This is a genomic window from Nocardia sp. NPDC020380 (genome assembly GCF_044386975.1).
Taxonomy (GTDB): domain Bacteria; phylum Actinomycetota; class Actinomycetes; order Mycobacteriales; family Mycobacteriaceae; genus Nocardia.
Window position 1 is genome coordinate 431,655 of record NZ_JBIRVQ010000007.1, and the last position, 24,912, is coordinate 456,566.

At 66.0% G+C, this 24,912-nt stretch carries 24 protein-coding genes; 13 read left to right on the forward strand and 11 right to left on the reverse strand.

Annotated elements, in window-relative coordinates:
• Positions 1-41: 41 nt before the first annotated feature.
• The gene (locus tag ACH438_RS21610; RefSeq protein WP_397007841.1) at positions 42-239 is read right to left on the reverse strand and encodes a hypothetical protein; all 198 of its coding nucleotides are present in this window, start codon (positions 237-239) and stop codon (positions 42-44) included.
• A gap of 123 nt (positions 240-362) precedes the next feature.
• Between ACH438_RS21610 and ACH438_RS21615 the strand changes: the two genes are divergently transcribed.
• From ACH438_RS21615 to ACH438_RS21640, 6 genes are all read left to right on the forward strand, one after another.
• The gene (locus tag ACH438_RS21615) at positions 363-1,718 is read left to right on the forward strand and encodes a hypothetical protein (RefSeq protein WP_397007843.1); all 1,356 of its coding nucleotides are present in this window, start codon (positions 363-365) and stop codon (positions 1,716-1,718) included.
• A gap of 134 nt (positions 1,719-1,852) precedes the next feature.
• On the forward strand, positions 1,853-2,644 hold the full coding sequence (locus ACH438_RS21620; RefSeq protein WP_397007845.1) for a TIGR03084 family metal-binding protein: 792 nt from the start codon (positions 1,853-1,855) through the stop codon (positions 2,642-2,644).
• 363 nt (positions 2,645-3,007) lie between these two features.
• Positions 3,008-3,646 (forward strand): hypothetical protein, encoded by a 639-nt coding sequence (locus ACH438_RS21625; protein WP_397007847.1) that lies wholly within the window; start codon positions 3,008-3,010, stop codon positions 3,644-3,646.
• Positions 3,643-4,842, forward strand: a complete 1,200-nt coding sequence (gene lhgO / locus ACH438_RS21630) for an L-2-hydroxyglutarate oxidase (protein ID WP_397007849.1) — start codon at positions 3,643-3,645, stop codon at positions 4,840-4,842. The genes ACH438_RS21625 and lhgO overlap by 4 nt, the downstream gene beginning before the upstream one ends.
• A gap of 77 nt (positions 4,843-4,919) precedes the next feature.
• Positions 4,920-5,420 carry an SRPBCC family protein gene (locus tag ACH438_RS21635; protein ID WP_397007850.1) on the forward strand — a complete coding sequence of 167 codons (501 nt, stop codon included), beginning with the start codon at positions 4,920-4,922 and terminating at the stop codon, positions 5,418-5,420.
• Positions 5,421-5,429: 9 nt separating this feature from the next.
• The gene (locus ACH438_RS21640; RefSeq protein ID WP_397007851.1) at positions 5,430-6,077 is read left to right on the forward strand and encodes a ribonuclease H; all 648 of its coding nucleotides are present in this window, start codon (positions 5,430-5,432) and stop codon (positions 6,075-6,077) included.
• Between the two features lie 107 nt (positions 6,078-6,184).
• Here the strand turns inward: ACH438_RS21640 and ACH438_RS21645 are convergent, their stop codons facing one another.
• From ACH438_RS21645 to ACH438_RS21685, 9 genes are all read right to left on the reverse strand, one after another.
• Entirely contained in the window at positions 6,185-7,084 is a 900-nt protein-coding gene (locus ACH438_RS21645; protein WP_397007852.1) for a hypothetical protein, read from the reverse strand.
• Positions 7,085-7,166: 82 nt separating this feature from the next.
• Complete coding sequence (locus tag ACH438_RS21650) at positions 7,167-8,330, reverse strand: MlaD family protein (RefSeq protein WP_397007854.1); 1,164 nt, start codon at positions 8,328-8,330, stop codon at positions 7,167-7,169.
• Positions 8,331-8,335: 5 nt separating this feature from the next.
• On the reverse strand, positions 8,336-9,415 hold the full coding sequence (locus ACH438_RS21655; protein ID WP_397007855.1) for an MCE family protein: 1,080 nt from the start codon (positions 9,413-9,415) through the stop codon (positions 8,336-8,338).
• A gap of 8 nt (positions 9,416-9,423) precedes the next feature.
• Positions 9,424-10,545 carry an MCE family protein gene (locus ACH438_RS21660; protein ID WP_397007857.1) on the reverse strand — a complete coding sequence of 374 codons (1,122 nt, stop codon included), beginning with the start codon at positions 10,543-10,545 and terminating at the stop codon, positions 9,424-9,426.
• Positions 10,542-11,537 carry an MCE family protein gene (locus ACH438_RS21665; RefSeq protein WP_397007859.1) on the reverse strand — a complete coding sequence of 332 codons (996 nt, stop codon included), beginning with the start codon at positions 11,535-11,537 and terminating at the stop codon, positions 10,542-10,544. Before ACH438_RS21665 ends, ACH438_RS21660 begins: the two co-directional genes overlap by 4 nt.
• Positions 11,534-12,577 (reverse strand): MCE family protein, encoded by a 1,044-nt coding sequence (locus ACH438_RS21670; RefSeq protein WP_397007861.1) that lies wholly within the window; start codon positions 12,575-12,577, stop codon positions 11,534-11,536. Before ACH438_RS21670 ends, ACH438_RS21665 begins: the two co-directional genes overlap by 4 nt.
• Positions 12,574-14,070, reverse strand: coding sequence for an MlaD family protein (locus ACH438_RS21675; RefSeq protein ID WP_397007863.1), 1,497 nt, complete (start codon positions 14,068-14,070; stop codon positions 12,574-12,576). Before ACH438_RS21675 ends, ACH438_RS21670 begins: the two co-directional genes overlap by 4 nt.
• A gap of 12 nt (positions 14,071-14,082) precedes the next feature.
• The gene (locus ACH438_RS21680) at positions 14,083-14,946 is read right to left on the reverse strand and encodes an MlaE family ABC transporter permease (protein WP_397007864.1); all 864 of its coding nucleotides are present in this window, start codon (positions 14,944-14,946) and stop codon (positions 14,083-14,085) included.
• A gap of 3 nt (positions 14,947-14,949) precedes the next feature.
• Complete coding sequence (locus tag ACH438_RS21685) at positions 14,950-15,816, reverse strand: MlaE family ABC transporter permease (RefSeq protein ID WP_397008236.1); 867 nt, start codon at positions 15,814-15,816, stop codon at positions 14,950-14,952.
• Between the two features lie 472 nt (positions 15,817-16,288).
• Here ACH438_RS21685 and ACH438_RS21690 point away from each other — a divergent pair, with 472 nt between their 5' ends.
• Entirely contained in the window at positions 16,289-16,951 is a 663-nt protein-coding gene (locus ACH438_RS21690) for a serine protease (RefSeq protein WP_397007866.1), read from the forward strand.
• Positions 16,952-17,035: 84 nt separating this feature from the next.
• Here the strand turns inward: ACH438_RS21690 and ACH438_RS21695 are convergent, their stop codons facing one another.
• The gene (locus tag ACH438_RS21695; protein WP_397007868.1) at positions 17,036-17,674 is read right to left on the reverse strand and encodes a hypothetical protein; all 639 of its coding nucleotides are present in this window, start codon (positions 17,672-17,674) and stop codon (positions 17,036-17,038) included.
• A 116-nt stretch (positions 17,675-17,790) separates the two neighbouring features.
• Here ACH438_RS21695 and ACH438_RS21700 point away from each other — a divergent pair, with 116 nt between their 5' ends.
• From ACH438_RS21700 to ACH438_RS21725, 6 genes are all read left to right on the forward strand, one after another.
• Positions 17,791-19,107, forward strand: a complete 1,317-nt coding sequence (locus ACH438_RS21700) for a cytochrome P450 (RefSeq protein ID WP_397007870.1) — start codon at positions 17,791-17,793, stop codon at positions 19,105-19,107.
• A 410-nt stretch (positions 19,108-19,517) separates the two neighbouring features.
• Positions 19,518-20,420: an Ig-like domain-containing protein gene (locus tag ACH438_RS21705; RefSeq protein WP_397007872.1), complete on the forward strand. Its 903-nt coding sequence runs from the start codon at positions 19,518-19,520 to the stop codon at positions 20,418-20,420.
• Positions 20,421-20,641: 221 nt separating this feature from the next.
• Positions 20,642-21,571 carry a carbohydrate ABC transporter permease gene (locus ACH438_RS21710; RefSeq protein WP_397007873.1) on the forward strand — a complete coding sequence of 310 codons (930 nt, stop codon included), beginning with the start codon at positions 20,642-20,644 and terminating at the stop codon, positions 21,569-21,571.
• A gap of 53 nt (positions 21,572-21,624) precedes the next feature.
• Complete coding sequence (locus ACH438_RS21715; RefSeq protein WP_397008238.1) at positions 21,625-22,416, forward strand: carbohydrate ABC transporter permease; 792 nt, start codon at positions 21,625-21,627, stop codon at positions 22,414-22,416.
• Positions 22,417-22,450: 34 nt separating this feature from the next.
• A complete protein-coding gene (locus ACH438_RS21720) occupies positions 22,451-23,767 on the forward strand; it encodes an ABC transporter substrate-binding protein (protein WP_397008240.1) in 1,317 nt (438 codons plus the stop codon).
• 46 nt (positions 23,768-23,813) lie between these two features.
• Complete coding sequence (locus tag ACH438_RS21725) at positions 23,814-24,893, forward strand: ABC transporter ATP-binding protein (RefSeq protein ID WP_397007875.1); 1,080 nt, start codon at positions 23,814-23,816, stop codon at positions 24,891-24,893.
• Positions 24,894-24,912: the final 19 nt, after the last annotated feature.

Sequence of the window (24,912 nt, forward strand, 5' to 3'; positions counted from 1 at the left end):
CAGGCCCTCGTATTCGCCGGCGTTCCCGTGCGGGCCGTTGTTCAGGTACGGGTGGTGGGTGCAGGCGATCTTCCAGGTCGCGCGAGAATCCGCAGGTCCGTCGTGCCGGGGAAGGGGAACTTGCCGACCGCGGGGGCGGGATCGGCCCAGGCGGGAGCGGCGGTGGCGGTGGCCGCCAGGGCGGCGACGCCCGCGGCCGTTGCGGTCCCGGTGAGGGAGCCGCGGCGGTCGACTGTCATGCTTGAACTCCTACCTGACTCCGGTCGATTGACCAGTATTCTTGCCGGTGCGGTACGCCACCCGAACTGTAGGGTTGGGTGTCCGATTTCTCATTACACGCTCGGCCGTAGGGGGACACAGCCATGACGACGCTGGCATCGGGTCTGTTCCTCGACTGGGAGCAGTTGACCGGCCAGACGAAACTCGTCATGGATCTGATCAGCTTCCCGATCTTCAGCGCCATCGCGGGCTGGCTCACCAACTGGACCGGCGTGCTGATGTTGTTCTGGCCGGTGCGTTTTCGCGGCTTCCGCATCCCCGGCCTCGAGATCCTCTATCCGTATTTCCCGCGCCGCGTGCAGGTGCTGCCCACCTTCTCCGGCGACGGCAGGCAGCTCGGCTTCCAGGGCTTCATTCCCGCGCGCGCCGAGAAGATGGCCAGCATCTGCGTGGACAAGGCGCTCATGCGCATCGGCAGTCCCCGCGACTTCATCCACGAACTGGATCTGGAAGGCATCGCCGACTACATCGCCGAGGTCGGGCGCAAGCAGGTGCCGTCCATGGTCAACGAGATCATGTACCGCGAGAACCCGGATATCTGGCGCGCGGTGCCCAGTGCCGCCCGGAACGTGCTCTACCAGCGGATCGAACGGGAACTGCCGACGCTGGCCCGGCGCGCGTTCGAACAGCTCGGGGACAATGTCGACCAGCTCATCGACATCAAGGACTTCGTCATCCGCTATCTGCGGGAGCATCCGGAGATCCTGAAGGACCTGACCACCACCATCGCGGCGCCCGAGCTGAAGTTCATGGTCAAGATCGGGTTGCTGGGCGCGCCGTTCGGTGTGCTGCTGGCGCTGTACATGAACGTGCACAAGGACATTCCGGTGGTCGGCTGGCTGCCGGGCTGGCTGATGATTCTCAGCGCGACCGCGGCCATCGGCGTGATCGTGAACGTCATCGCGGTGAAGGTGGTGTTCGAGCCCGGCGATCCGCAGCCGCGCTACAAGTACCTGTGGAAGCAGGCGCTGCTGGCCAAGCGGCAGCCGGAGGCCGCGGCCGATCTCGCGACCATCCTCGCCTACCAGGTGCTGACGCTGCCCAATCTGTCCCGCGAGCTGCTCGAGGGCCCGAACGGGGACAAGACCCGGCAGCTGCTGGAACGGCTCATCGCGCAGGAGATCCATCGGCAGCTCGGCGTCACCCACACGGTCATCCGGGCGGCCTTCGGCCGGCGGCAGTTCGACAATCTGACCATCGGGGCGGCGGATGCGGCGGCCGGGCTGGCGCCGACGCTGGTCGCGGACGAGGAATTCGCGGCGACGCAGGCGAAGAAGATCGAGGAGTTCGCCGCGCGGAAGCTCAAGCAGCTGACGCCGGGCGAGTTCATGGAGATGTTCTACGCGTCCGTGGAACAGGATGCGTGGCTGCTGTATTTGCACGGCGCCGCGCTCGGCCTGGGTGTGGGCATAGTGCACCTGATCCTCTTCGGCTGGTAGGACCCACCAACTCTCGGAGGCTCTCAGGGGTAAACCCCTGAAACCCCGAACGCCCGAACGCCCGAACGCCCGAACGCCCGAAAATACAAGCACGCGTGCTTGCATTTACTCGGGGCGACTGCGATGCTGGCCGGGTGGCCGATCTCGAGGCGCTGCTCGCCGATTTCACTGCCGAATGCGATGACCTGGACCGCCTGATCGCGGAGCTGGAACCGGCCGACTGGCAGCGGGACACCCCCGCCGCGGGCTGGACCATCGCGCATCAGATCGGGCATCTCACCTGGACCGATCGGGTCGCGACCGTGGCGGCGACGGACGCCGAGGCCTTCGACGCGCTCGTGCAGGCCGCGCTGCCGCGGGTCCTCACCTTCGTCGACGAGGCCGCCGCGGAAGAGGCGAAGACGCCGGCCGATCAGCTGCTCGCCGATTGGCGGCGCGACCGCGTCGAACTCGTCGAAGCGCTGCGCGGTGTGCCCGCCGGGACCAAACTGCCGTGGTTCGGCCCGCCGATGAGCACCGCCTCGATGGTGACCGCCCGGCTCATGGAGACCTGGGCGCACGGGCAGGATGTGGCCGACGCGCTGGGCGTCACGCGCACCCCGACCGCGCGGCTACGGCATATCGCGCACATCGGCGTACGGACCCGGAACTTCGCGTACCTGACCCACAATCTGACGCCGCCCGCCGAGGAATTCCGCGTCGAGCTGACCGCACCCGATGGCAGCGTCTGGACCTGGGGACCCGAGGATGCGGCGCAGCGAATCTCCGGCCCCGCCGCGGATTTCTGCCTGCTGGTCACGCAGCGGCGGCACCTCGATGATCTCGCACTGCGAGTGGAGGGCGCGGAGGCGCTCGAATGGTTGGGCATCGCACAGGCTTTCGCCGGTCCGCCCGGAGGCGGCCGAACGGCGGGCCAGTTCGCCTGACCCGCCGTCGATCCCGGCCTCCGACCAAGAATCCCAATTCCCACGGCAAGAATCCCAATTCCCACTGAGGGCGCGACGAGCGTCAGCGTGGGTGCGCCGTGCCTGGTGCCGACCGGACGCCGTTGGCCGGAGGTTTTCGATGGCAGTCGAGTTGACGCTCGTCGCTACTCGGGTATTTACCCACCCTTTCGACAGGGGAAACCTCGTCGTGTAGCCTCTCCCGGAACCGTGATCCTGGTCACAGGGGCGTCAGGTGTTACCGCGCGCCACCGTAACCTGGACGGGCGTACGACTTTCAATGGTGCGGGTCGATGCGCCGAAAGGCGCAGGGGGACCAGGGGAGAGGGAAAGGAACGCACCATCATGTCGCAGATTTCGGCGACACAGGCCGACGGCTCGACCCGCCGCACGGCCCAGGTGTTCCGGTACAGCGCAATCGTCACCGCGGGGATGGCCAGCATCGGCCTCACCGTCGCCGCCGGCTCGTATATCGCCAATGAAATGGCGCTGCGGCCCGGCAAACTCATCGCGGAACCCGCCGCCCACCAGCCGCCGATCGATCTCGGCACGGGTGACGCCGCACCGCAGCCGGTGCAGGCCGGGCCCATTGCCGAAAGTTTCATCCAGAACGCCGTTTTCCCGGCGCGCATCACCGAAACCGCCGCACCGCAGCTCATTACCGAGCACGGCCCCGCGGGGTCGGCGTATTCGGCGACCGGCGCGCAGCCGCGGGTGGGTGCGCAGGTGCATCTCGGCGATACCTTCGTCGGCGCGCAAGTCGTTCCGGTACAGCACGATTCGGTCAGCGTCACCGTCGACACCAATGTCTTCGCCACGCTGACCGACCTGCTGCTGCACACGCCGCTGGGCGAGCAGCTGGGCATCACCGGCGATCCGGCCGCGGTCACCCGGTTCCAGACCGATGTGAACACCCACGGCGTGGTCACCGTGACCCTGTCCGATCCGGGGCTGGGCCACTACGTCGCTACCACCACTGTGTGAGACTTCGGGGTGTGTACGACTACTGCGTGATCGGCGGCGGCATCGTCGGGGTGGCGACCGCGCACCGGATTCTGCAACGGCATCCGGGCGCGCGGCTGGTGCTGGTGGAGAAGGCGGACACGCTGGGGGTGCATCAGACCGGGCACAACAGCGGGGTCATCCACTCCGGCATCTACTACGCACCCGGCAGCCTGAAGGCGCAGCTGTGCGTGCGCGGCGCGGCGCTGACCAAGGAATTCGCTGCCGCACACGACATTCCGTTCCGGGTGTGCGGAAAACTGCTGGTGGCCACCGATGCCGCGGAGCACGCGCGCATGCTGGCGCTGCACGAGCGGTCGGTCACCAACGGCGTCGAGGTGGAACTGCTCGACGCGGCGGAACTGCGGCGGCGCGAGCCGCGGGTCACCGGGACCGGGGCGCTGTTCGTGCCGGGCACCGGGATCATCGATTACCTGCGGGTCACCGCCGCGCTGGCGCAGGAGGTGCGGGACGCCGGGGGTGAGATCGTGCTCGGCGCGGAGATCACCGCCATCGGCGAAACCGAGGCCGCCGTCACCGTTTCCGGGCCAGCCGGGAGCTGGGCGGCGGCGCGGCTGGTGGTGTGCGCGGGACTGCAGGCGGATCGGCTGGCGCGGCTGGCCGGGCTGGACCTCGGATTGCGGATCGTGCCGTTCCGGGGCGAGTACTACCGCTTGCCGGCGCACCGCAGCGATCTGGTCAGCACACTCATCTACCCGATCCCGGATCCCGAATTGCCGTTCCTGGGCGTGCATCTGAGCCCGACCATCGACGGGGAACTCACGGTGGGACCGAACGCCGTGCTCGGGCTGGCCCGGGAGGGGTACCGCAAGGGCAGCGTGAACCTGCGGGACGCCCGGGAGATCCTGGGCTATCCGGGTTTTCACCGGGTGGCGCTGGCGAATGTCCGGACCGGCCTGCGGGAGATGCGCAATTCGATGTTCAAGCGCGGTTATCTCGCGGAGTGCCGCCGCTACTGCCCGGAGCTCACGGCTGCCGATCTGTTGCCACGGGAGGCCGGCATCCGGGCGCAAGCGGTTTTGCCGGACGGGACGCTCGTTCATGATTTTCTGATCGAGCGGACCGCGCGTTCGGTTCACGTCCTGAATGCGCCTTCACCTGCGGCGACTTCCGCATTGCCGATTGCCGAGCACATCGCCGATCAATTGGACCGATGACCGAATTCTCGTATAGGCAATAATAAATAGGATTGCTGTAGTACTTTTATGGGCAGCCGTGGGACAGGGAGCAGCCTATGGGCCATTTCAAGTACGCGAGTGACGTCGGAGCACCGGTCGAAGTCGCGTTCACCTACACGGACAACCATCAGTTCGTGCCGGACTGGGCCTTCGGGGTTGCCGACTTCGAACCGGTCGGGGACCTCGATCACGGGTCCGGGGCGGTCTTCACGACCACCCTCCGGGTCGGGCTCTGGCATCCCACGGTCGAGTGTGAGATCACCGATTACCGTCGAAACGCGGTCATCGAGTACACACTCCGCCGGCGCCGGACGGGGAAGCCGGCGCCGGCCGGCTCCCCGCTTGCCGTCCTCAGCCTGCGGTTCGATCCGCTGGGGTATGGTCGGGCCGTTCTCACCTCGGAAACCGAGTACTGGGCGCCACAGGGGCTCACGGGACGCTTGCTCTCCCGAATGCTCGCCGCCGCCGTACAATCCATGGTGCGACGAACCGAATCTCAATTACGCAGGGAGATAGAGGAATTCCACGGAACGGATCTTGTCGGCCGGATTGCGTAGGGTAGTCCCATGATCATCGTGAGCACCGACGGATCGTGCCTGCGTAACCCGGGTGGCGCCATCGGCTGGGCGTGGGTCAATCATGGCGGCGGGTCCGCCAGCGGTGGCGCGCCCTCGGGCACCAATCAGATCGCCGAGCTACGCGCGCTACTGGAGGCCGTCCGGGCTCATCCCGGGGCCGAACCGATGCTCATCGAGAGCGACTCCCTGTACGCGATCAAATGCGCCTCCGAGTGGATCAACGGGTGGCGCAACAATGGCTGGAAGACCTCCTCCGGCGGCGCGGTGAAGAACGTCGAGCTGATCCGGGATATCGATCGCGCCATCGCCGGCCGGCCCGGGCCCGTGCGCTTCCGCTGGGTACGGGGGCACGTCGGCAACTACTTCAACGAACAGGCCGACACGCTGGCCGGGCAGGCCGCCCGGCAGGTCGCCGCCACCGGAGTCGCGACCGACTCCGGCGCCGAGGAACCCGAGCCGTTCGATCCCATCACCGAGCCGATGGTGGAGCCGAGCACCGAGCCGATTCCGGTGGTCCCGCCCGCCGAGCACGCCGCGGAAAAGGTTCCGGCCGCGACACATTCCGCACCCCAGACACCGCGCCGCAAGGCCGTGGCCGCGAAAGCGGCGGTGTCGGACACGCTCACACTCTTCTGAGCCGAAACGCTCCGCCAGGGTCCGACGCCCCCACGACGCAACGCCGCCGCCGGTGTATTCACCGGCGGCGGCATTCGTTTCGCGGTAGCTGGTTGCGATCGCGGTGGCTAGTTACCCGGCTTCGGCGCCTGGCTGGGGGCCGGGGCGCCCGAAGGAGCGGGAGCGCCGGACGGGGCCGGCTGGTCGCTGGGCGCCGCGGCGCCGGGATTGTTGCCCGGCACCACGGAGTTCTTGAGACCCTTCATGGCAGGGGAATCGAAGCTGGACACCTTCCACTTGCCGTCGATCTGCTGGATGTCGACGACACCGGGGATGGTGATGGAATCGGGGTTCGGCGCCAGCGCGCTGGTGCGCGACTGCGTCAGCATCATCAGCACCTTGGCCTTGCCGCCATCGCCGGACTCCCAGGCGCAGTGGATCTCGTCCACGCGGGCCTGGACCTTGGTGTCCTTCATGTTGTCCTTGACGATGCCGCCCATGACGGACCAGGTCTGCGCCCAGTCGCCGGTGGACAGGTCGTTCACGTTCTTCACATAAGCGTCCAGGGTGTTGGCATCGTAGGTGCCGAGGGCCTTGCCGAAGTTGCAGGTCGCGGCGGTGGCAGCGTCGCGGTAGTCGAGCTGCTTCTGCAAGTTGTTGCCGTGCATCCATAAACCCACGCCCCCGGCCGCCACGGCGACCACGACCACGCCGGCCGCGAAGGCGGCGATGACGGGCGTCGTGAAGAAACCGGACGCGGACTTGGCTTCCGAAGCCGGCTTCGGTTCCTTCGGCGGCTTGGGCTCTTTCACCGGCTTGTCCAGCTTCGGGGTTTCCGGTGCGGCGTCGGCGACGGGGGTGGCGAGCACCTCGGTCGGCTTCTCGTCGGCGGTCTCCGGCTCGGAAGCGACTGCCTCTGTGCCTTTTTCCTCCGAGCCTTTTTCCTCCGGCTGCTCAGCGTCGGTGGTGCCCCCCGCTACGACGGCTTCGTCTTCAGTTGTCTTGTTCTGGGCGGCATCGTCCGACATCGGCTCAATCCCCACACTTTCCCGGCGCGCTGCGGACGCGCCGATTCGGTTCAGTCAGAAGTCCGTATTCAGTTGGCGGGATTCATTTGACCGGCGGAAGGGTCCGCGCGTTCGGGTCCGCTCCGGCGGGAGCGTTCGCGCCATTATTGGGCACGTCCGGGCGGGGCGCGTTGGCGGAGCCTCGGATCTGTTGATCCGCCGGGGGATTGACGCAGTTGCCGGCCCACCGCGGGAAGGTGGGATCGGTGGCCACGTCGGGCCGCACCATCTTGGTGTCGTAGTCGCAGAACGGCCGCGGCCAGATGTCGACAATGGTGTAGAACTCGTTGTCGTGGGCGGGGACGCCCATGGCCGAGGTGCCCACCACCAGTGCGGGGAACAGCGCTTGCAGCGCCGGAACTCGCAGTTGGGCGGCCTTGGTGATGGCCGCGAAGTTGGTGGCGAGGCTGGTGATCGGGTCGGCGTTCTTGTCGAGCACCGCTCCGAGGGTCTGCAACTGCCCCGGTGCCTGCTCCAGGATCTTCTGCAGCTCGGCATTCGCATCGTTGAACTGTTTGAACAGCACACCCGAATTACGAGTCAGCGTACCCAGATCCGGCTGGGCCATCGAGGTGGTACCCGCGATGGTCTGCAGATTGCGGATCAGGTTGGTGGTCTGGGGGAGCAGGTTGTCCAGGCCGTTGGTCGCGATGCTGATCGCGTCGATGAGCGATCGCAGCTGGTCCGGGCCGCCGGAGAGGGCGGTGTCCAGTTCGGTCAGGATGGTGCTGAACTTGTTCGGATCGATCTGCGCGATGAGCGCGGAGGAATTGTCCAGCACCGACCACACCGGGGTCGGCGTCTTCACCTTGGCCGGATCGAACTGCACGACCGCGCCGTTGCCCAGGTACGGGCCCTGGTCGGTATTGGGCCGGAAGTCCAGATACTGCTCGCCCGCGCCGGACAGCGCGCCCACCGACACGATGGTGTCCTGCGGGATCTTGTATTTGGTGTCGATGTCGACGGCCGCGGCGATGGCGCCACCATCGTTGACGATCTTGATGGACTGCACCTCGCCGACGCGGTAGCCGCGCAGCGTCACGTCGTTGCCCGCCTGCAGGCCGCCGGACACGTCCAGATCGACTGTGACCCGGTAGGTTTGACGCAGCGGATTCACCCGCATGACACTCACGCCCAGGTAGGTCGCGCCGATCAGCAGGACGAGAATCAGCGCGGAGTTCGAGACCAGGGTTTTGTGCCGTTTCACCCAGTTCACTTCTGGCCCCCGTTGATGCGGCTGTAGATGATCTGCAGCACCTGGATGAGGCTGCCCCCGAAGTCGTTGAGGTCACGCAGATCCGGGAACTTGCTGTTGGCCGGGTCGGTGAGCAGGCCGATGTCGAGCATGGTGGCGGTGGCGGAGACCGCGAGCGCATTGCCCTTGAAGGAGGCGTCCGCGGCGGGCCGGATGTCGTGCAGCGCGTCCAGTGCCGGGCCCAGCGTGTTGTTGGTGCGGGCCAGCGCGCTCATCAGCTGGTTCGCATTGTCGAGCAGACTGGCCAGCTGGTCGGAGGTGGTGTTGGCGTAATCGCCCAGTGCCGCACTGGTGGTGGAGATCTTGGTGAGCAGCGTGCCGATGGCCTGGTTGTTCTCGGCGATGGCACCGATCATGCCGGGCAGACTGTTGGCCACCTCGCCCAGATCCTTGTGATGCGCCTCGAGAGTGTTCGCGAGGGCGTCGAAGCCGGCTAGCACATTGTCGACGCGCTTGCTGTTGTTGTTGAGCGACGTGGTCACGCTGGTCATCTGGGTGATGACATCGGCCAACTGCCCGCCCCGGCCGCCCACGATGGAATCGAGTTCCGAGGTGAGCTTGGACAGGCTGGCGATGCCACCGCCGTTGAACAGCATGGAGATCGACAGCAGCAGCTCTTCGACGGTGGCGCCTGCCGACGTATTGGTCAGCGTGTCACCGTTTTTCAGCAGGGTGGTGCTGGCGTCGGACGCGGGCTTGGACACGGCCACGAAGACATCGCCGAGCGGAGTGGCCTGGCGTAGTTCGGCGGTGCTGTTGGCGGGCAGCGTGATGTCCTTGCGGATCTGCAGATCCACATTGGCCTTGAAGTTCTTGGTCGTGATCTTGGTGACCACGCCGACATCCGAGCCACCGATCTTGACCTTCGCCTGATCGGGCAGGTTCAGCGCATTGTCGAAGACCGCGTGCACGGTGTAGGTATCACCGCCCACGCCGGGCTTGGGCAGCGGCAGGTTCTCCACGGTGATACCGCAACCCGCGGCGGTCACGGTGACGGCGCTCGCCAGCACCGCGGCCGCGAGAGTACGAGTGCGCAAGCGGTTGATCATTTCGTCAGTCCCAACATGGCTGCGGTCAGACCGAAATCGGGGCCGAAGTCCTCGATCTTGCCGGTGCGGCAGCCGTCCGACTTCATCTGGATCTTCTCGCAGAACTGGCTGATGATCTCGCCGGAGAGCGCGGTGCCGAGCACGGCGTGCAGGCGGATGAAGTTGCCGTTGCGGTTCACCGACTTGTCGAGGTTCTGCATGAGCAGCGGCGCCACGTCCACGATCTCGGTCACGCCGGCCGCGTTCTGGCGCAGCTGGGTGGTGACATTGGTGAGGCCGGTGAGGGTGCCGTTGAGCTGATCCTGGTACTTCGCGAAGGCCCCGGAAGTGTTGGACAGGAAGGAATTCAGCTGATCCAGGGTGGCCTGCAGGCCCGGGGCCTGGTCTGCGAGCAACCCCATCATCTGGGTGATCTTATTGCTGAAGTCGCGGACCGACTGATCGTTGTCGGACAGCATGGAGGTCAGCTCGTTCAGCTTGATGATGATGCTGGCGACCGCGTCCTTGTTGTCCACGCCCGTCTTGAGCGCACCCGACAGGGCGGTCAGCACATCGTGCATCTTCTCGCCGTTGCCGTTCATCATCGGATACAGCACCCGGCCCGCCAGCGGACCGACCCCGTCCTGTCCCGGTTGCGGTTTCAGCGCGGCAGCGAAGGTGTCGATGGTCTTGATCATCGTGTCCAGCTCGACCGGGGTCTTGGTCTGCTGCAGGGTCAGGTGCGCATTGTTCGGCAGCGTGTCGCCGCCGGTGTAGCGCGGGGTGAGCTCGATGTGGCGGTCGGTCACGATGGACGGCGAAATCAGCGCCGCCATCGCGTTCTTCGGGATCTTGACGCTCTTGTCCACGGTCATGTGGACCTCGATGTACTCACCGTGCGGCACGATCTTGTCGACCTTGCCGACCTCGAGCCCGAGCACCGTGATCGGGTTGCCCACGTACATGCCGGCGATGTTCTGGAAGTCGGCGGTGAAGTGCTGGGTCTGTCCCGCGGCGTCTTTCACGTCCAGCGGCACCAGCGAGCAACTGCCCACGGTGGCCGCCGCGACGCCGATCAGGGCGGCCTGGGCGATGCGACGGATCATGGCGCGCTTCGTGATTCGTTCGATCGCTGTCACTGATGGCACCCCTCGTTCACCTGCGCGAAGCACAGCCAGTTGTCCGGGAACAGCCACGGCAGGCCCACCTCGCCGTAGTTGCCGTTGCCGAAGACATTGTTGAACTGCCGCACCGACGGCGGCAGGATCGACAGGAATCGGTCCAGGTTGTCCTTGTTCTTCTGCAGGCCGGCGGCCACGGTGTTGAGCTGATCCAGGGTCGGGCCGAACTGGTCGTTGTTCTCCTGGCCGATCTGCTGCAACTGACGGCTCAGCGTGGAGATGTTGTCCAGCAGGTTCTTCAGCAGGGTCTGGCGTTCCATCACCCGGTTGGCGATGGCCTCGCCCTGGGTGATCACCAGCAGCACGCTGTTGCGGTTGTCGCCCAGGATCTTGGTGACCCGGTCCAGATCCTTGAGGAGCTGATCGACCGAGTCCTTGCGGTCGTTGATGGTCTTGGCGAGCGCGCCGACCGAATTCAACGCCTGCACGGTCAGATCCGCGTTGCCGCCCATCTGCTGGTTGATCAGGTTCAGCGAATCCGCGAGCTTCTTGGTGTCCAGCTCCTCGAACTTCGGCGTGCCCTCCTGCACCACATCGGCCAGGTTGTAGGGAACGACGGTGTTGGACTTGGGGATCCGATCGCCCTTCAGGCCGGTGCCGTCACCCGGGTCGAGGTCGATGTAGCGCGCGCCCAGCAGCGTGGCCATCTTGATGGACGCCTTGGCATCCGGGCCGAGCTTCACATCGCCGTCGACGTTCATGCTGATCAGCACGTGGTCACCCTCGAGCTCGGCGCCCGAGACGGTGCCCACGGGCACACCGGAGACACTCACCTTGTCGCCGGTCTTGATGCCGGCGGTCTGCACGAACTCGGCCTTCACGGTCTGCTTGCCGATGCCGATCGAGTTGTAGGCGGTGGCGCCGAGCAGCAGGCCCACGATGACCACGACGCCGATGACGCCGAGCCACAGATTGCGGTTCTTGTTGAAGAGAGACTTGATTTTCGTCATGGCCGGCACACCGCCGAGTGGGAATTGCCGCCGATCTGATTGAACAGACCACGCGGGAAGAGGACACCGTACAGGGAGACGTCGAGGCTGCAGATGTAGGCGTTGGCGTACGCGCCGTTCTGGGTGAACTTACCCACGTCGGCGAGAATGCCCGGCAGGTCGACGGCGGCCTGGTCCAGCTTGGAACCGTTCGCGATCAGCAGGGTCAGCGCATCACGCGTGGAGTTCTGCGCGATGGACAGTTTCGGCTGGATCTGGGCGAGCATGCTCACCAGCGAGTCGGTGGCATTGGCGATCTGGACCGTGGACGCCTGCAACGACTGGCCCTGATCGTAGAGACCGCCGATGAGCGCACGGGTCTGCGTCACCAGCGTCTCCAGCTCGTCACCGCGCTTGGCCAGGCCGCTCATGACGCCCGACAGGTTGGTGATGACATCGGAGATGATGCCGTCGCGGCGCTGGAAGTCGTTGGCCAGCGCGGCGGCCTGGGTGATGAAGGCGCTGAGCGAGACATTGTCGCCCTGCAACGCCTCGATGAAGGTGTTGGACAGGTTGTTCACCTGCTCCGGGGAAAGCACCTGGAACAGCGGCTGGAAACCGTTGAGCAGGGCCGAGATATCGAAGGACGGCTCGGTGCGCTCGACCGGGATCGCGCCGTTGTTCTTCAGCGGCGTGTGATCTCCGGTGTGCGGCTTGTCCGCGTCCGGCGGGGCCAGCGCGACATAGCGCTGACCGATCAGGTTCTGGTAGCGGACAAGCGCTTTGGTGTCGCCGTACAGCGTCTGATCACGCTGCACGATGAACGTCACCAGCGCGCGGTGCTGCTTGTCCAGCGCGATCTTCTCCACCTTGCCGACGCGCACGCCGGCCATCCGGACGTCATCGCCCTCGCGCAGGCCGAGTACATCGGTGAAGGTCGCCGAGTAGGTGTTGGTACTGCCACTCACGATGCGCGCCAGCGTGTTCCAGATGACCGCGGTCACCAGGATGGACACGATGGCGAACAGCGTGAAGCCGATCAGCGGCTTGCGAACACTCACTTACCCGCCCCGCTTTCGGACACGGACAACGTTCCACCCCTCAGAATCGAGCTCAGCAGCATGTATTCGGCCGCGGTGGGACGCCGGCCCAGCAGGGCGGTGATGGCGTCGTCGCCGGAATAGGCGATTGCTCCGGCCTGCGGCGCGGCGCCGGGCTGCGGCGCCGGCTGGTTCGCCGGTGCGGCAGGAGCGGCGGGCGCGGCAGGCGCACCGGGCAGGCCCGGAATGTTCAGGTTCGGGAACAGGCCCTCCAGCGGGGTGCCCGCGAAGGGGTTGCCCGGCTGCGGGTTCTGGCCCGGCTGCGTGATATCGGTGTTGAGGCCCGGAATGCTCGGGAAACCGGGCGGCGGGGGAGACTTCGGCAGGCCGGCGGCCGAATCGAGTGCCTTGGGGCGCAACGACTCCGGCAGCGTGCCCGGATCCGAGACCAGCGGCGCGGTGGCACAGCTGGGCGCGGCCAGGTCACCGTAGCGCGGGCAGTCGTCCCGCGTGTACGGCTTGTACGGCGTGAAGGTGATGCCCATGTTCCACACCATCTGACGCTGCGGTCCCCAGTGGAACGTGCTGTTCAGCTTGCGCACCGAATCGTTCAGGTTGGAGATGGCCTGCGGGATGGCGTCCGGATTGCTGGCCAGCGCGCCGAACAGGGCGCTGGTGCCGACCGTGACGTCCTTGCCCACGTTGGGGTTCCGGGCGAACAGCGCGTTGACCGTGTCGACCGTGCCGGAGGCGCCGGTGATGAGCGAGATCAGCTCGGCCCGGCGATCGGAGATGGTCTGCGCGGTCTTCACCGATTCCTGCAGCACGTCCATGAGTTCCGGCGCGGACTGGTTGAGCGCGTGGAAGGAGGCGGAGAAGTCGTCGAGGAAACCACCCAGATCCGGCACCGAGGCGCGAGTCTGCTGCAGCCAGTTGTCGATTCGCTCGATGCTGGAGCCGGGCAGCCGGCCGCTGCCGTCGAGGGCGTAGGACAGGGTGCCGAGCACCCGGCCGAACTGCACCGGATCGATCTTGCCGAGGATATTGCGCACCGTGGTGAGCGTGTCCTGCAGGGCGATGGTGCCCTCGGACTTGTCCTCGGAGATCTGCGAACCCTCCTTCAGGTGCGCGGCATCCGTGCCGTTGTAGACGAGTTCGACCGAGGTGACCGCGAACAGGTTGGACGGCACCACGCGGGCCGTGACATTGGCCGGGATGCCGGTCACGAACTCGGGCTTCATCTCGATGTGAACCTCTTGCAGCTCACCCTTGTTGGCGACGGAGACGTCCTTCACCGCACCCACCAGCACGCCGCGGAACTTCACGTCCGCGTCGGCGGGCAGGCCGTCACCGGTGGTGGTGAGGTTGGCGGTGACATTCACCTTCGGGACGAAATAGCCCTTGTACCGCGCCATCAGGAAACCCAGGATGAGGGCGAACACCACGAGGCCCGCGACGCCCGCGAGCAGCAGTTGCCGCATGGTCGGGCCGCGCCCGCTCGGATCGATGATCATTTTTCGCGCCCCCTATCCCGAGATGCGGATTCCGGGGTTGACGCCCCAGATGGCCAAGGTCATGAAGAGGTCCGCGAAGACGACCGCGATGATGCAGAGCTTGATCGCGCGACCGGCCGCGACACCCACGCCCTCCGGGCCGCCCGAGGCGAAAAACCCGTAGTAGCACTGGATGAACGTGGTGATCGCGACGAAGATGATCGCCTTCAGCAGTGAGTACAGCACATCGTGCGGTATCAGGAACTCATAGAAGTAGTGCTGGAAGGTGCCTGTCGCGGTACCGCCCACCAGCGTCACCGTCAGCGAGCACGCGATGTACGCGAACGGCAGCGCCAGGCAGTACAGCGGCACGATGGCGATCATGGCCGCCATCATGCGGGTGCTCACCAGGTACGGAAGCGGCCGGATGGCAACCGATTCCAGCGCGTCGATCTCCTCGGAGATGCGCATGGCGCCCAGTTGCGCGGTGAACCGGCAGCCGGCCTGCGCCGCGAACGCGACCGTGGCGAGCATGGGCCCGAGTTCACGGGTGGTGGCGAAGGCGGAGATGGCGCCGGTCAGCGGCGCCAGGCCGAGCAGGTTGAGCGAGGTGTAGCCCTGGATGCCGACCGTCATGCCGCCGAAGGCGGACAGGATCAGCACGATGCCGATGGTGCCGCCACCGACGACGAGATTGCCGTTGCCCCAGGTGACGTCGGACAGCAGGCGCCAGACTTCCTTGGGGTAGTGCTTGAACGCCATCGGCATGGAGCCGATCGAGCGCAGGAAGAAGAAGACCTGATGGCCGATGCGCGCCAGCCAGTCCCGGGGCGCGGTGGCCGCGCCCCGGATGCGCTGGAACGGCCGCAGCAGCGGGGGAACATAAGTTGCAGACACGTCTCAGACCACCTGCGGGGGGAACAGGGAGTTGTAGATCTGGGTGAGGGCCAGATTGGTGCCGAAGAGCATGACGGCCGACATGACCACCGCGGTGTTCACCGCGTTCGCCACGCCGCCCGGCCCGCCGCGGGCATTGAGCCCCGCGTCGCAGGCGATGATGGCGGCCAGCAGTCCGAAGATGAGCGACTTCAGCAGCGCCACAAAGAGATCGAGGGTTACCGCGAACGAGGAGAAGGTGCCGATGTAGGAGCCCGGCGTGCCGTTCTGCGCGAAGATATTGAAGATGTAGCCGGTCAGGAAGCCGACGAAAACCACGAAGCCGCACAGTAGTACGGAGACCAGCATGGCGGCGCCGAGGCGGGGGGCGACCAGCCGCCGCATGGGGTCGACGCCCATCACCTTCATGGCGTCAATCTCCTCGCGGATGGTGCGGGAGCCGAGGTCGGCGCAGATGGCGGAGCCGACCGCGCCGGCGATCATGAGGGAGGTGACCAGGGGCGCGCCCTGCTGGATGATGCCGAGGCCGTTGGCCGCGCCGATGAACGAGGTGGCGCCCACCTGTCCGGCGACCGAGCCGACCTGGATCGAGACGATGACGCCGATCGGAATGGCGACCAGCAGGGTGGGAGCGGCGGCGACATTGGCCATGAAGGCGCACTGCCGCACGAACTCTTTGAAGGGGAAACGCCGGCGGAAGATGGCGATGAAAAGTTCGGCCACCGCGGCCACACCCATGGTGATCATGCGGCCGCCGGTTTCCAGCGAGGCTTGGGGGTGATCCCGCCAGTAGCCCTTTGCCCAATCCACGGCGAGATTCGCCCGTGATTCGGTTGGGCCCGCCTGCCCATCACCCAGGCTCTTGCTCAACTGCACTGGCTACCCCTCTCGACGCCGGAGTTACCCGCCTCCGACGACTGTTTGCTTGACGCACCCTACTACGGAGTTAGAAAAAACACATCACCGATTGTGGTTCACGTCATAGAGCCGGATCACTTTCGGCGTACCGCTGTGAACAGCCACATCAGAGTTGGTTTCGTGCCCAAAGAACCAGGCAGATATCTAGAACTTGTTCTAGTTTGATACTTTCCGCCGCAACTTCGGAACTTCTGAAGACGTTCTAGGTAAGAATTAATCGGATTGAATTTATCGGAAATCGATACCCGATGCCTATTGAACCGATAAGTCACATCCAACTAGCTAACCGACGCTTCGCGGTGCAGGACACGGCTCGGCAACATGTGGCAGTACAACCGTCGACCTGGCCCGAATACTGACAGGATGAGGGCAGGATGAGGGCAGTCACGTTCGATTCGCGAGCGCTTCCGACGTCTGGAGGGTCATGATCAGGAAATTCGCCGGGGTGGTCGGCGCTTTCGCCGTCCTGAGCACCGCGCTGCTCGGCGCCGGAACCGCGAACGCCGATCCCGCTCCGGCCGTCATCGGCGGTGGTTCCGGGATCATCATCGATGACATGTTCGAATGCACCGTCACCACAGTCGGTTACGACGGCGCCGGCCGGCTGGTCGGCCTCACCGCCGGACACTGTGGCGATCCGGGCGCCAAGGTATGGGCCGAAAAGGACCGCGGCGCAGGCCAGATCGGCACCTTCGTCTACTCCGACCACGATCTGGACTACGCCATCATCCAGTTCGACCCGAGCCGGATCATTCCGGTCAACCACATCGGCAATGTGACCATCACCGGACTGGGCGGCCCGCCCGGATTCCCGATGATCGTCTGCAAGGAAGGCCGCACCACCGGCAATACCTGCGGCATCTCCTGGGGCGACGTCTTCGACACCAGTGTCGAGACCTGGAGCCAGATGTGCGTCGTCGAAGGTGACTCCGGCGCACCGGTTGTCGTGGGCACCACGCTGGTCGGCATGGTGAACGCCTACCTGGCGGTGGCCTGCTTCGGCCCCGAGGTCGGCACCAATATGTCGTCGATCATGAACGACATCAACAGTCGCGGCAGCATCGGCGCGGGCTACCACCCGATCTGACCGGCGAAAGACACAGCAGGAGGCGGTGATCCGGGATCACCGCCTCCTTATCTTTTCTGCGGGCCACAAGTTCCCGGCTGTGAGTTACAAGGCCGCGACGCAGACGACGGTCCGGCGGTCCCGGTACACGTAGCCGCTGTCGCCGACGGTGCAATCGTCGAGGCTGGTGCTGTTCGGCAGGATCGCCAGCACGTGGACGCCGTCCGTGACACCGGGGGTGCCGCACGGGATGCGGCGCGGATCGTCACCGCCGACATCGAAACAGTCGCCGACCACCCAGTCGACATCGAGACACAGTGCGCCCGTTTCGATCCCGTTGAGGGTCTCGTAGTAGGCCTGGTCGACGTCCTTGGGGCACTGCGTGTTCGAGGGCGCCTTGCCGATCACCTTGTAATTGGCGTCCTGACTGCCGCAGGGTTCCTTCGCGATGGTGGCGTTGTCCGTGGTGCCGCCGAGCTTCACGCAGTCGCCGATGCTCGCCTGGAAGTCGGTATTGCCGCCCTTGTCGGCGCGGGCGGTGGTCGTGGGCGCGGCCGGCGGGCCGGGAGTGGTGGTGCCGCCCGGGCCCGTCTTGGCCGGTGGCCTACCGGGATTCCCGTTCACGGCCTGCGGGGTGCCGGGGATGGTGGAGCCGCAGCCGGTGAGCGCCGCGGCGCCCGCGAGCAACAGGACGGCGGAGATCGCGGGGATCGCGATCCGAGCGGTGAGCTGCCTACGCAACACGGGCAATCCTCGCCTCAACTGATGGAAACCGCACAATTCGGACTTGCTCCTCATGGTTACACGACCTGCGGGGCGCGTATCGAACCGGGCCGTCGGTGCATGTCGTATAAAGCAGTATGGGCACCGGCGGGCTCGATCTGGAGCGCTACTTCCGCTGGCGGCGGGCACGCGACGGCGATCCTTTCCGCATCCGTGTTCCGGGGCTCGGCACCTGCGTCTGCACCGGGACCCCGGCGGGCGCACGCGAACTGTTCCGCGCGCCGATCGACCTGCTCGCGCCGCCGCTGCCGAACCCCATCGAGCCCATGGTGGGCGCGGCCTCGCTGATCCTGGCCCGGCCGGAACGGCATCGGCCGGAACGGGCGCTGCTCGCCCCGGCCTTCCATCACACCCGGATCGCGCACTACGGCACCGTGATCCGCGATGTCACCCGGGCCGAGCTCGACGGCGACCGCACCGGGCAGGCCTTGCGGCCCGGCACCCGGGTGGATGCGCGCGCCGCCGCCCGGGCCATGACACTGCGGGTGATCCTGGCCGCCGTGTTCGGCATCGACGATCCGCTGCGGCAGGCCGAATACACCACCGCCACACTGGATTTCGTCACCTCGTTCGGCGGGGCGCTGATGCTGGCGCCGGTGCTGCGGCGCAATCTGCTCGGATTGTCCGGATGGGAGCGGTTCCGTGCGGCGCGGGATCGGCTCGACGCGCTCATCGACGCCGATATCGCGCGGCGGCGGGCCGGCGGTGACGAGGCCGGCCGCGATGGCTCGGATGTGCTGGCGTTACTGCTGGCCACCCGCTATGCGGACGGGTCCGCGATGACCGATTCGGAGCTGCGCGAACAGGTTCGGACCCTGCTGGTGGCCGGGCACGAGACGACGGCCACCGCCCTGGTCTGGGCCTTGTACCGGCTGCACCGCGAGCCCGCGACGCTGGCGCGACTGCGCACGGAATTGGCTGCGGCCGGAACGGATCTGGATCCGGGCGAACTGGCCGAACTGCCCTATTTGAACGCGGTCTGCCAGGAGACGCTGCGCCTGCATCCACCGGTGCCGATCGTATTGCGCAGGCTCACCGGTGATTTCACGCTGCGCGGCGCGGCGCTGGTGACCGGGGACACCATGGGGCTGATCGTGCCGCTGCTGCACTCCGATGCGTCAGTGTGGGAAGCGCCGCAGGAGTTCCGGCCCGAGCGGTTCCTCGAACGGCACTACAGCCCATTCGAATTCGCGCCCTTCGGGGGCGGGCACCGGCGCTGCATCGGGGCGGCGCTGGCGGAGTACGAGATGCGCATCGTGCTGGCGACGGTGCTGAATACGGTGCGGCTGCGGTTGTCTCCGCGTTTCGCGCGCGGGCGGGTGCCGTGGACGGTGCCACACAACATCGCGACCGGTCCGCATGCCGCGATAACATTCGAGGTCGCCGCGTCCTGACCAGGTGGTCGCCGAATTCCGATGGGGCGCAACAACGCTGCGACTCCAGTGATTTCGATCACAACCAGGTTTGAGGAAGTAACCACTCCGCAATCGGGCGCGCGCTCACCGGCGAAGGGGAATCGCCGGTGTCATCGGCGCATTCGCGCCAACCGAGACGACCGTACCAATTGGTGTGACGTGTTCCACACCAGGAAGTCGGTATGCATAACTGGCAGAACGTGATTGGACTGACGCGCCGCACACGGTAGTAATGGATGCCGGTGACAACTGATTCCGTAAGTTCCGGGTAACTCGTGGGGTACGTCCAAAATCGGGTTGCTCGCAAACCGCCGCCCGCCCTCGCGACTGTCGACGGCTCTCAGCCGTGCGCCGAAGTCCCGGAGAGGCGGTACAGAGAGGACCAAGCTGTGCGAGTTACCCGGTACCGGAGAACGGGACTGATCGCCCTCGCTGCCATCGCAGCGACCGGAGCCGTGGTGGCCGGACCGGCCGCAGCCGCACCGCTATGGCCGGGCGGGCCGGACATCCCGGGCGTGCCGTCCGCCGTCATGCCGCAGCCCGCACCGGGTTCGCTGCCCACCGATCCGAACGCCAAGGCGCCCATCCCGCCGGCGAACTTCGCCGCTCCCAACATCACCCCCGGTGACGGGGACACGGTCGGTGTGGCCATGCCGGTCATCATCAACTTCAAGGACCCGGTGAGCGATCACGCCACCGCCGAGAAGGCCATCCGCATCACCTCCACCAACAAGGTGGACGGCCACTTCTACTGGCTGAGCGACAAGCAGGTGCGCTGGCGGCCCGAGCAGTTCTGGCCGGCCGGGACCGACGTGACCGTCTCCGCGGGCGGCACGGACGTCGCGTACCACATCGGCGACGCCCTCGTGGCCACCGCCGACGACGCCACCGAGACCATCACCGTCACCCGCAACGGTGACGTCGTGAAGACCATGCCCACCTCCATGGGCAAGGCGGGGCACGAGACCCCGAACGGGACCTACATCATCAGCGAGATGAACCGCAAGATGATCATGGACTCCGCCACCTACGGCGTGCCCAGCACCGCCGCCGAGGGGTACCGGCTCGAGGTCGAGTACGCGAGCCGCATGGCCAACAACGGCATCTTCCTGCACGCGGCGCCGTGGAGTGTTGCGCAGCAGGGTGTTTCGGACACCTCGCACGGGTGCCTGAACGTCTCCACGGAGAACGCCAAGTGGTACTTCGAGAACGCCAAGAAGGGCGACCCCGTCATCGTGAAGAACACCAACGGCGGCACCTTCACGGGTGACGGCTGGAGCGACTGGAACTGACGTTCCGTCCCGCCTGACACAAGCGAAGCGGCCCCGCCCTAGTAAGGGCGGGGCCGCTCGTTTTGGGGGTGGAGGCGGGGCGAGGGGCCCCTTGTTGTTGATCTGACGTTCATCCGTTTCATGCTCGAAAGCAGTTACTCAATCGTATTATTCGCCGCATGTCCGCATTGTCGGTATCCCTGATTAACCGGCTATTTGCCAAAGATCGCGACAGTGCGCTGGTGCGATCACACCCCGAACGAGTCCTGCCACAGCCCAGAGGGCGTGGCTGGCGCAGCCGACCATGGCAGGACTATGCGCTGTTCGCCGTGCTCGTCGCACCCAACCTGATCCTGTTGGGGCTGTTCGTCTATCGGCCGCTCATCGACAACGTGCGGCTCTCCTTCACGGACTGGAACATCTCCGCGACCAGCCTGAACTGGGTCGGCTTCGACAACTACACGGAGTGGTTCCGGCGCGACGACTCCTGGCAGATCGTGGGCAATACCGTGGTCTTCACGGTCGCCGCCGTGATCGGCAGCATGCTGCTCGGCCTGGTGCTGGCCCTGCTGCTGGACCGCAAACTGGTCGGGCGCAATGTGGTCCGGTCCGCCATCTTCGCGCCCTACGTCATCTCCGGCGCGGCCATCGGCGTCGGTTTCCAGTTCATCTTCGACCCCGGCTTCGGGCTGATCCCGGATCTGCTGCAGAAGCTGGGAATTCACTCGCCCGACTTCGTGCAGAACCCGCACTGGGCGCTGTTCATGATCACGGTCACCTACATCTGGAAGAACCTGGGCTACAGCTTCGTCATCTATCTGGCGGCGCTGCAAGGAGTCCGGGCCGACCTGATGGAGGCCGCCGAGATCGACGGCGCGAGCCGCTGGACCACCTTCAGCCGGGTGCTGCTGCCGCAACTGCGGCCCACCACCTACTTCCTGTCGATCACCGTGCTGCTCAACTCGTTGCAGGTCTTCGACCTCATCAATGTGATGACCCGCGGCGGGCCGATCGGCACCGGCACCACCACCATGATCTATCAGGTCTATCGCGAATCCTGGGTCAACCAGCGCGCCGGATACGGGGCGGCCGTCGCCACCATCATGTTCCTGGCGCTGCTGATCGTGACCGTGGTGCAGGTGCGCATGATGGACCGAGGAGACGAGAAGTGAACCGGCTCAACGCGAATCGGGACCTGTGGGCGAAGATCTTCGGCTACGCCGCCATGGTGTGCGTGCTGATCATCGTCGGCCTCCCGCTGTACTACATCCTCACCCGCTCGTTCATGGGGCACTCCGAGGTGTACACCCAGCCCGTCACCTACTGGCCGAAGAACTGGCTCGCCTCGAACTATCACGACGCCACCACCACACTGCCGTTCTGGCAGTTCCTGCGGAACTCGATCATCGTCACCGGGATCGTCTCCGCCGTGAAGTTCGTGCTCGGCGTGTTCAGCGCCTACGGGCTGGTGTTCCTGCGCTTCCCGGGCAAGAACATCGTGTTCCTGGTGATCATCGCGGCGCTCATGGTGCCCAACCAGATCACCATCATCTCCAACTACGCGCTCATCGCGCAGCTGGGCTGGCGGAACACCTTCCAGGGCATCATCGTTCCGCTCTGCGGGGTCGCCTTCGGCACCTTCCTCATGCGCAACCATTTCCTGTCGCTGCCCGGTGAGGTGATCGAGGCCGCGCGCATGGACGGCGCCGGCTGGTGGCGGCTGCTGACCCGCGTGGTGCTGCCCATGTCCGGGCCGACCATGGTGGCGTTCGCGGTAGTCACGCTGGTCGGCGAATGGAACGAATACCTGTGGCCGTTCCTCATGGCCGACGACGCGCGCGTCGCGACCCTGCCGGTCGGCCTGACCCTGTTGCAGAACACCGAGAACCCCAGCGTCACCAACTGGGGGCCGGTCATGGCCGGCGTCGTGCTGACCATGCTGCCCATCCTCATCGTCTTCCTCGCGCTGCAGCGCCAAATGATCAAGGGCCTCACCTCCGGTGCGGTCAAGGGTTAAGTCCCAGAAGGAGATTCCTGTGCCCGAATCACGTCTGCCTGCACTGTCCCGACGCGGGTTCCTAGGCCTCGCCGGCGCGGCCGCGGGCGCGGTCGCCCTGACCGCCTGCGCCGGCACCGGTGGCGGCGGTACCCAGGGTGGCGACTCGAAGACCATCACCTTCTGGTCGAACCACCCCGGCACCTCGAAGGATCAGGAGAACGAGCTGATCAAGCGCTTCGAGGCCAAGTACCCGGATCTGAAGGTCAACCTCGTCGACGCCGGTAAGAACTACGAGGAGGTCGCGACCAAGTTCAACGCGGCGCTCACCGGCGGCGAGCTACCGGACGTGGTCATCCTGTCCGACGTGTGGTGGTTCAACTACGCGCTCAACGGCACCATCGAACCGCTGGACAGCCACTTCTCGGCCGCCGGCGTGAACGTGTCCGACTACGTGGACACCTTCGTCGGCGACTACAAGTTCAACGGCAAGACCTGGGCGCTGCCGTACGCGCGCTCGACGCAGATCTTCTACTACAACAAGGACGTCTGGGCCAAGGCCGGACTGCCCGACCGCACCCCCGACAGCTGGGCCGAATTCGACGAGTGGGGCCCGAAGATCCAGAGCGTCATCGGCGGCGGCAAGTGGGCGCACGGCTGGGGCGACGCCAAGAACTACCTGGCCTGGACCTTCCAGGGACCGATCTGGACCTTCGGCGGCGCCTACTCCGACGAGTGGAAGCTGAAGTTCGACGAGCCCGCCACCCTCGCCGCCGGTAACTACCTGCGCGACTCCATGAACACCAAGAAGTACGCCAGCATCCGGCCGACGTACGCGGTGGACTTCGGCAACGGCATCATCGCCTCCGCCATCGGTTCCACCGGCGATCTGAAGGCGATCGACACCAACGCCGCGGGCAAGGTGCAGTACGGCACCGGCTTCCTGCCGCACCCGAACGGACTGGCGGGCTGCACCACCGGCGGTGCGGGCCTGGCGATTCCGTCGCGGATCAGCGACGCCCGCAAGGAGAACGCGCTGAAGTTCATCGACTTCATCACCAATACCGCCAATACGGCGTACTTCTCGCAGGCCACCGGATATGTGCCGGTGCGCAAGTCGGCGGCGCAGGAACCCGGCATGGTGGACTTCCTGGCCAAGAACCCGAACTTCAAGACCGCCATCGACCAGCTGCCGCTGACCAAGCCGCAGAACTACGCGCGCGTCTTCGTGCCGGGCGGCGATCAGATCATCGGCACCGGGCTCGAGCAGATGGGCCTGCAGAACCGGGATACGGCAGCCACTTTCGCCGATATCAGCAACCAGCTGCAGACCATCATCGACCGGCAGATCACGCCCAAACTGCCCAAGTAATCAGCAACCGCCTGACAGGTGGTGAGACACAAGGAGATCCGCCGGCATGGCGACTGTGCAGTTCGAGGGTGTTTCCCTCACCTATCCGGGTACGCCCGGCCCCGCGGTGGACGACCTGAACATCGAGATCGCCGACGGCGAATTCCTGGTGCTGGTCGGCCCCTCGGGCTGCGGAAAATCCACCAGTCTGCGCATGCTGGCGGGCCTCGAGGCGGTGACCGGCGGCCACATCCGCATCGGCGGGCAGGACGTGACCGGCCTGCCGCCGCGGGCCCGCGATGTGGCCATGGTCTTCCAGAGCTACGCGCTCTACCCGAACATGACCGTGGCCGAGAACATGGGCTTCGCGCTGCGTAATGCGGGAATGAGCAAGGCGGACACCTTGATCCGGGTCAAGGAGGCCGCCGCCATGCTGGAACTCGAAGCCCTGCTCGACCGCAAACCCGCGAAACTCTCCGGCGGCCAGCGCCAGCGCGTCGCCATGGGCCGCGCCATCGTGCGCCGCCCCCAGGTCTTCTGCATGGACGAGCCCCTGTCCAACCTCGACGCCAAACTCCGCGTCAGCACCCGCTCCCAGATCGCGGCCCTGCAGAAACGCCTCGGCACCACCACCGTCTACGTCACCCACGACCAGGTCGAAGCCATGACCATGGGCCACCGGGTAGCCGTGATGAAAGACGGCAAACTACAACAGATCGCGGCCCCCCGCGACCTCTACGACAACCCGGTCAACACCTTCGTCGCCGGCTTCATCGGCTCACCCGGCATGAACCTCCTGACGGCGCCGGTGCAGGACGGGGCAGCGGTCCTCAACGACCTGCGAATCCCCCTGCCGCGCACCGTCACCGGCAAGAACGTGATCATCGGCATCCGCCCCGAATCCTGGGAAGTCGCCGCCACCGCCGACAACGCCCTCACCGTCGAAGTAGAACTCCTGGAAGAACTCGGCTCCGAATCCTTCCTCTACTCCCACGGCGTCACCGCCGAATGGTCCAGCCGCTCCGGCCGAGTAGTAGCCCGAGTAGACCGCCGCTTCCGAGTAGCCCTCGGCGACCGCCTCTCCCTCACCCCCAAACAAGAAGAACTCTTCTTCTTCGACGCGGAAACCGAAGACCGCATCGCCTGACGACTCGGGTCCCCGTCCG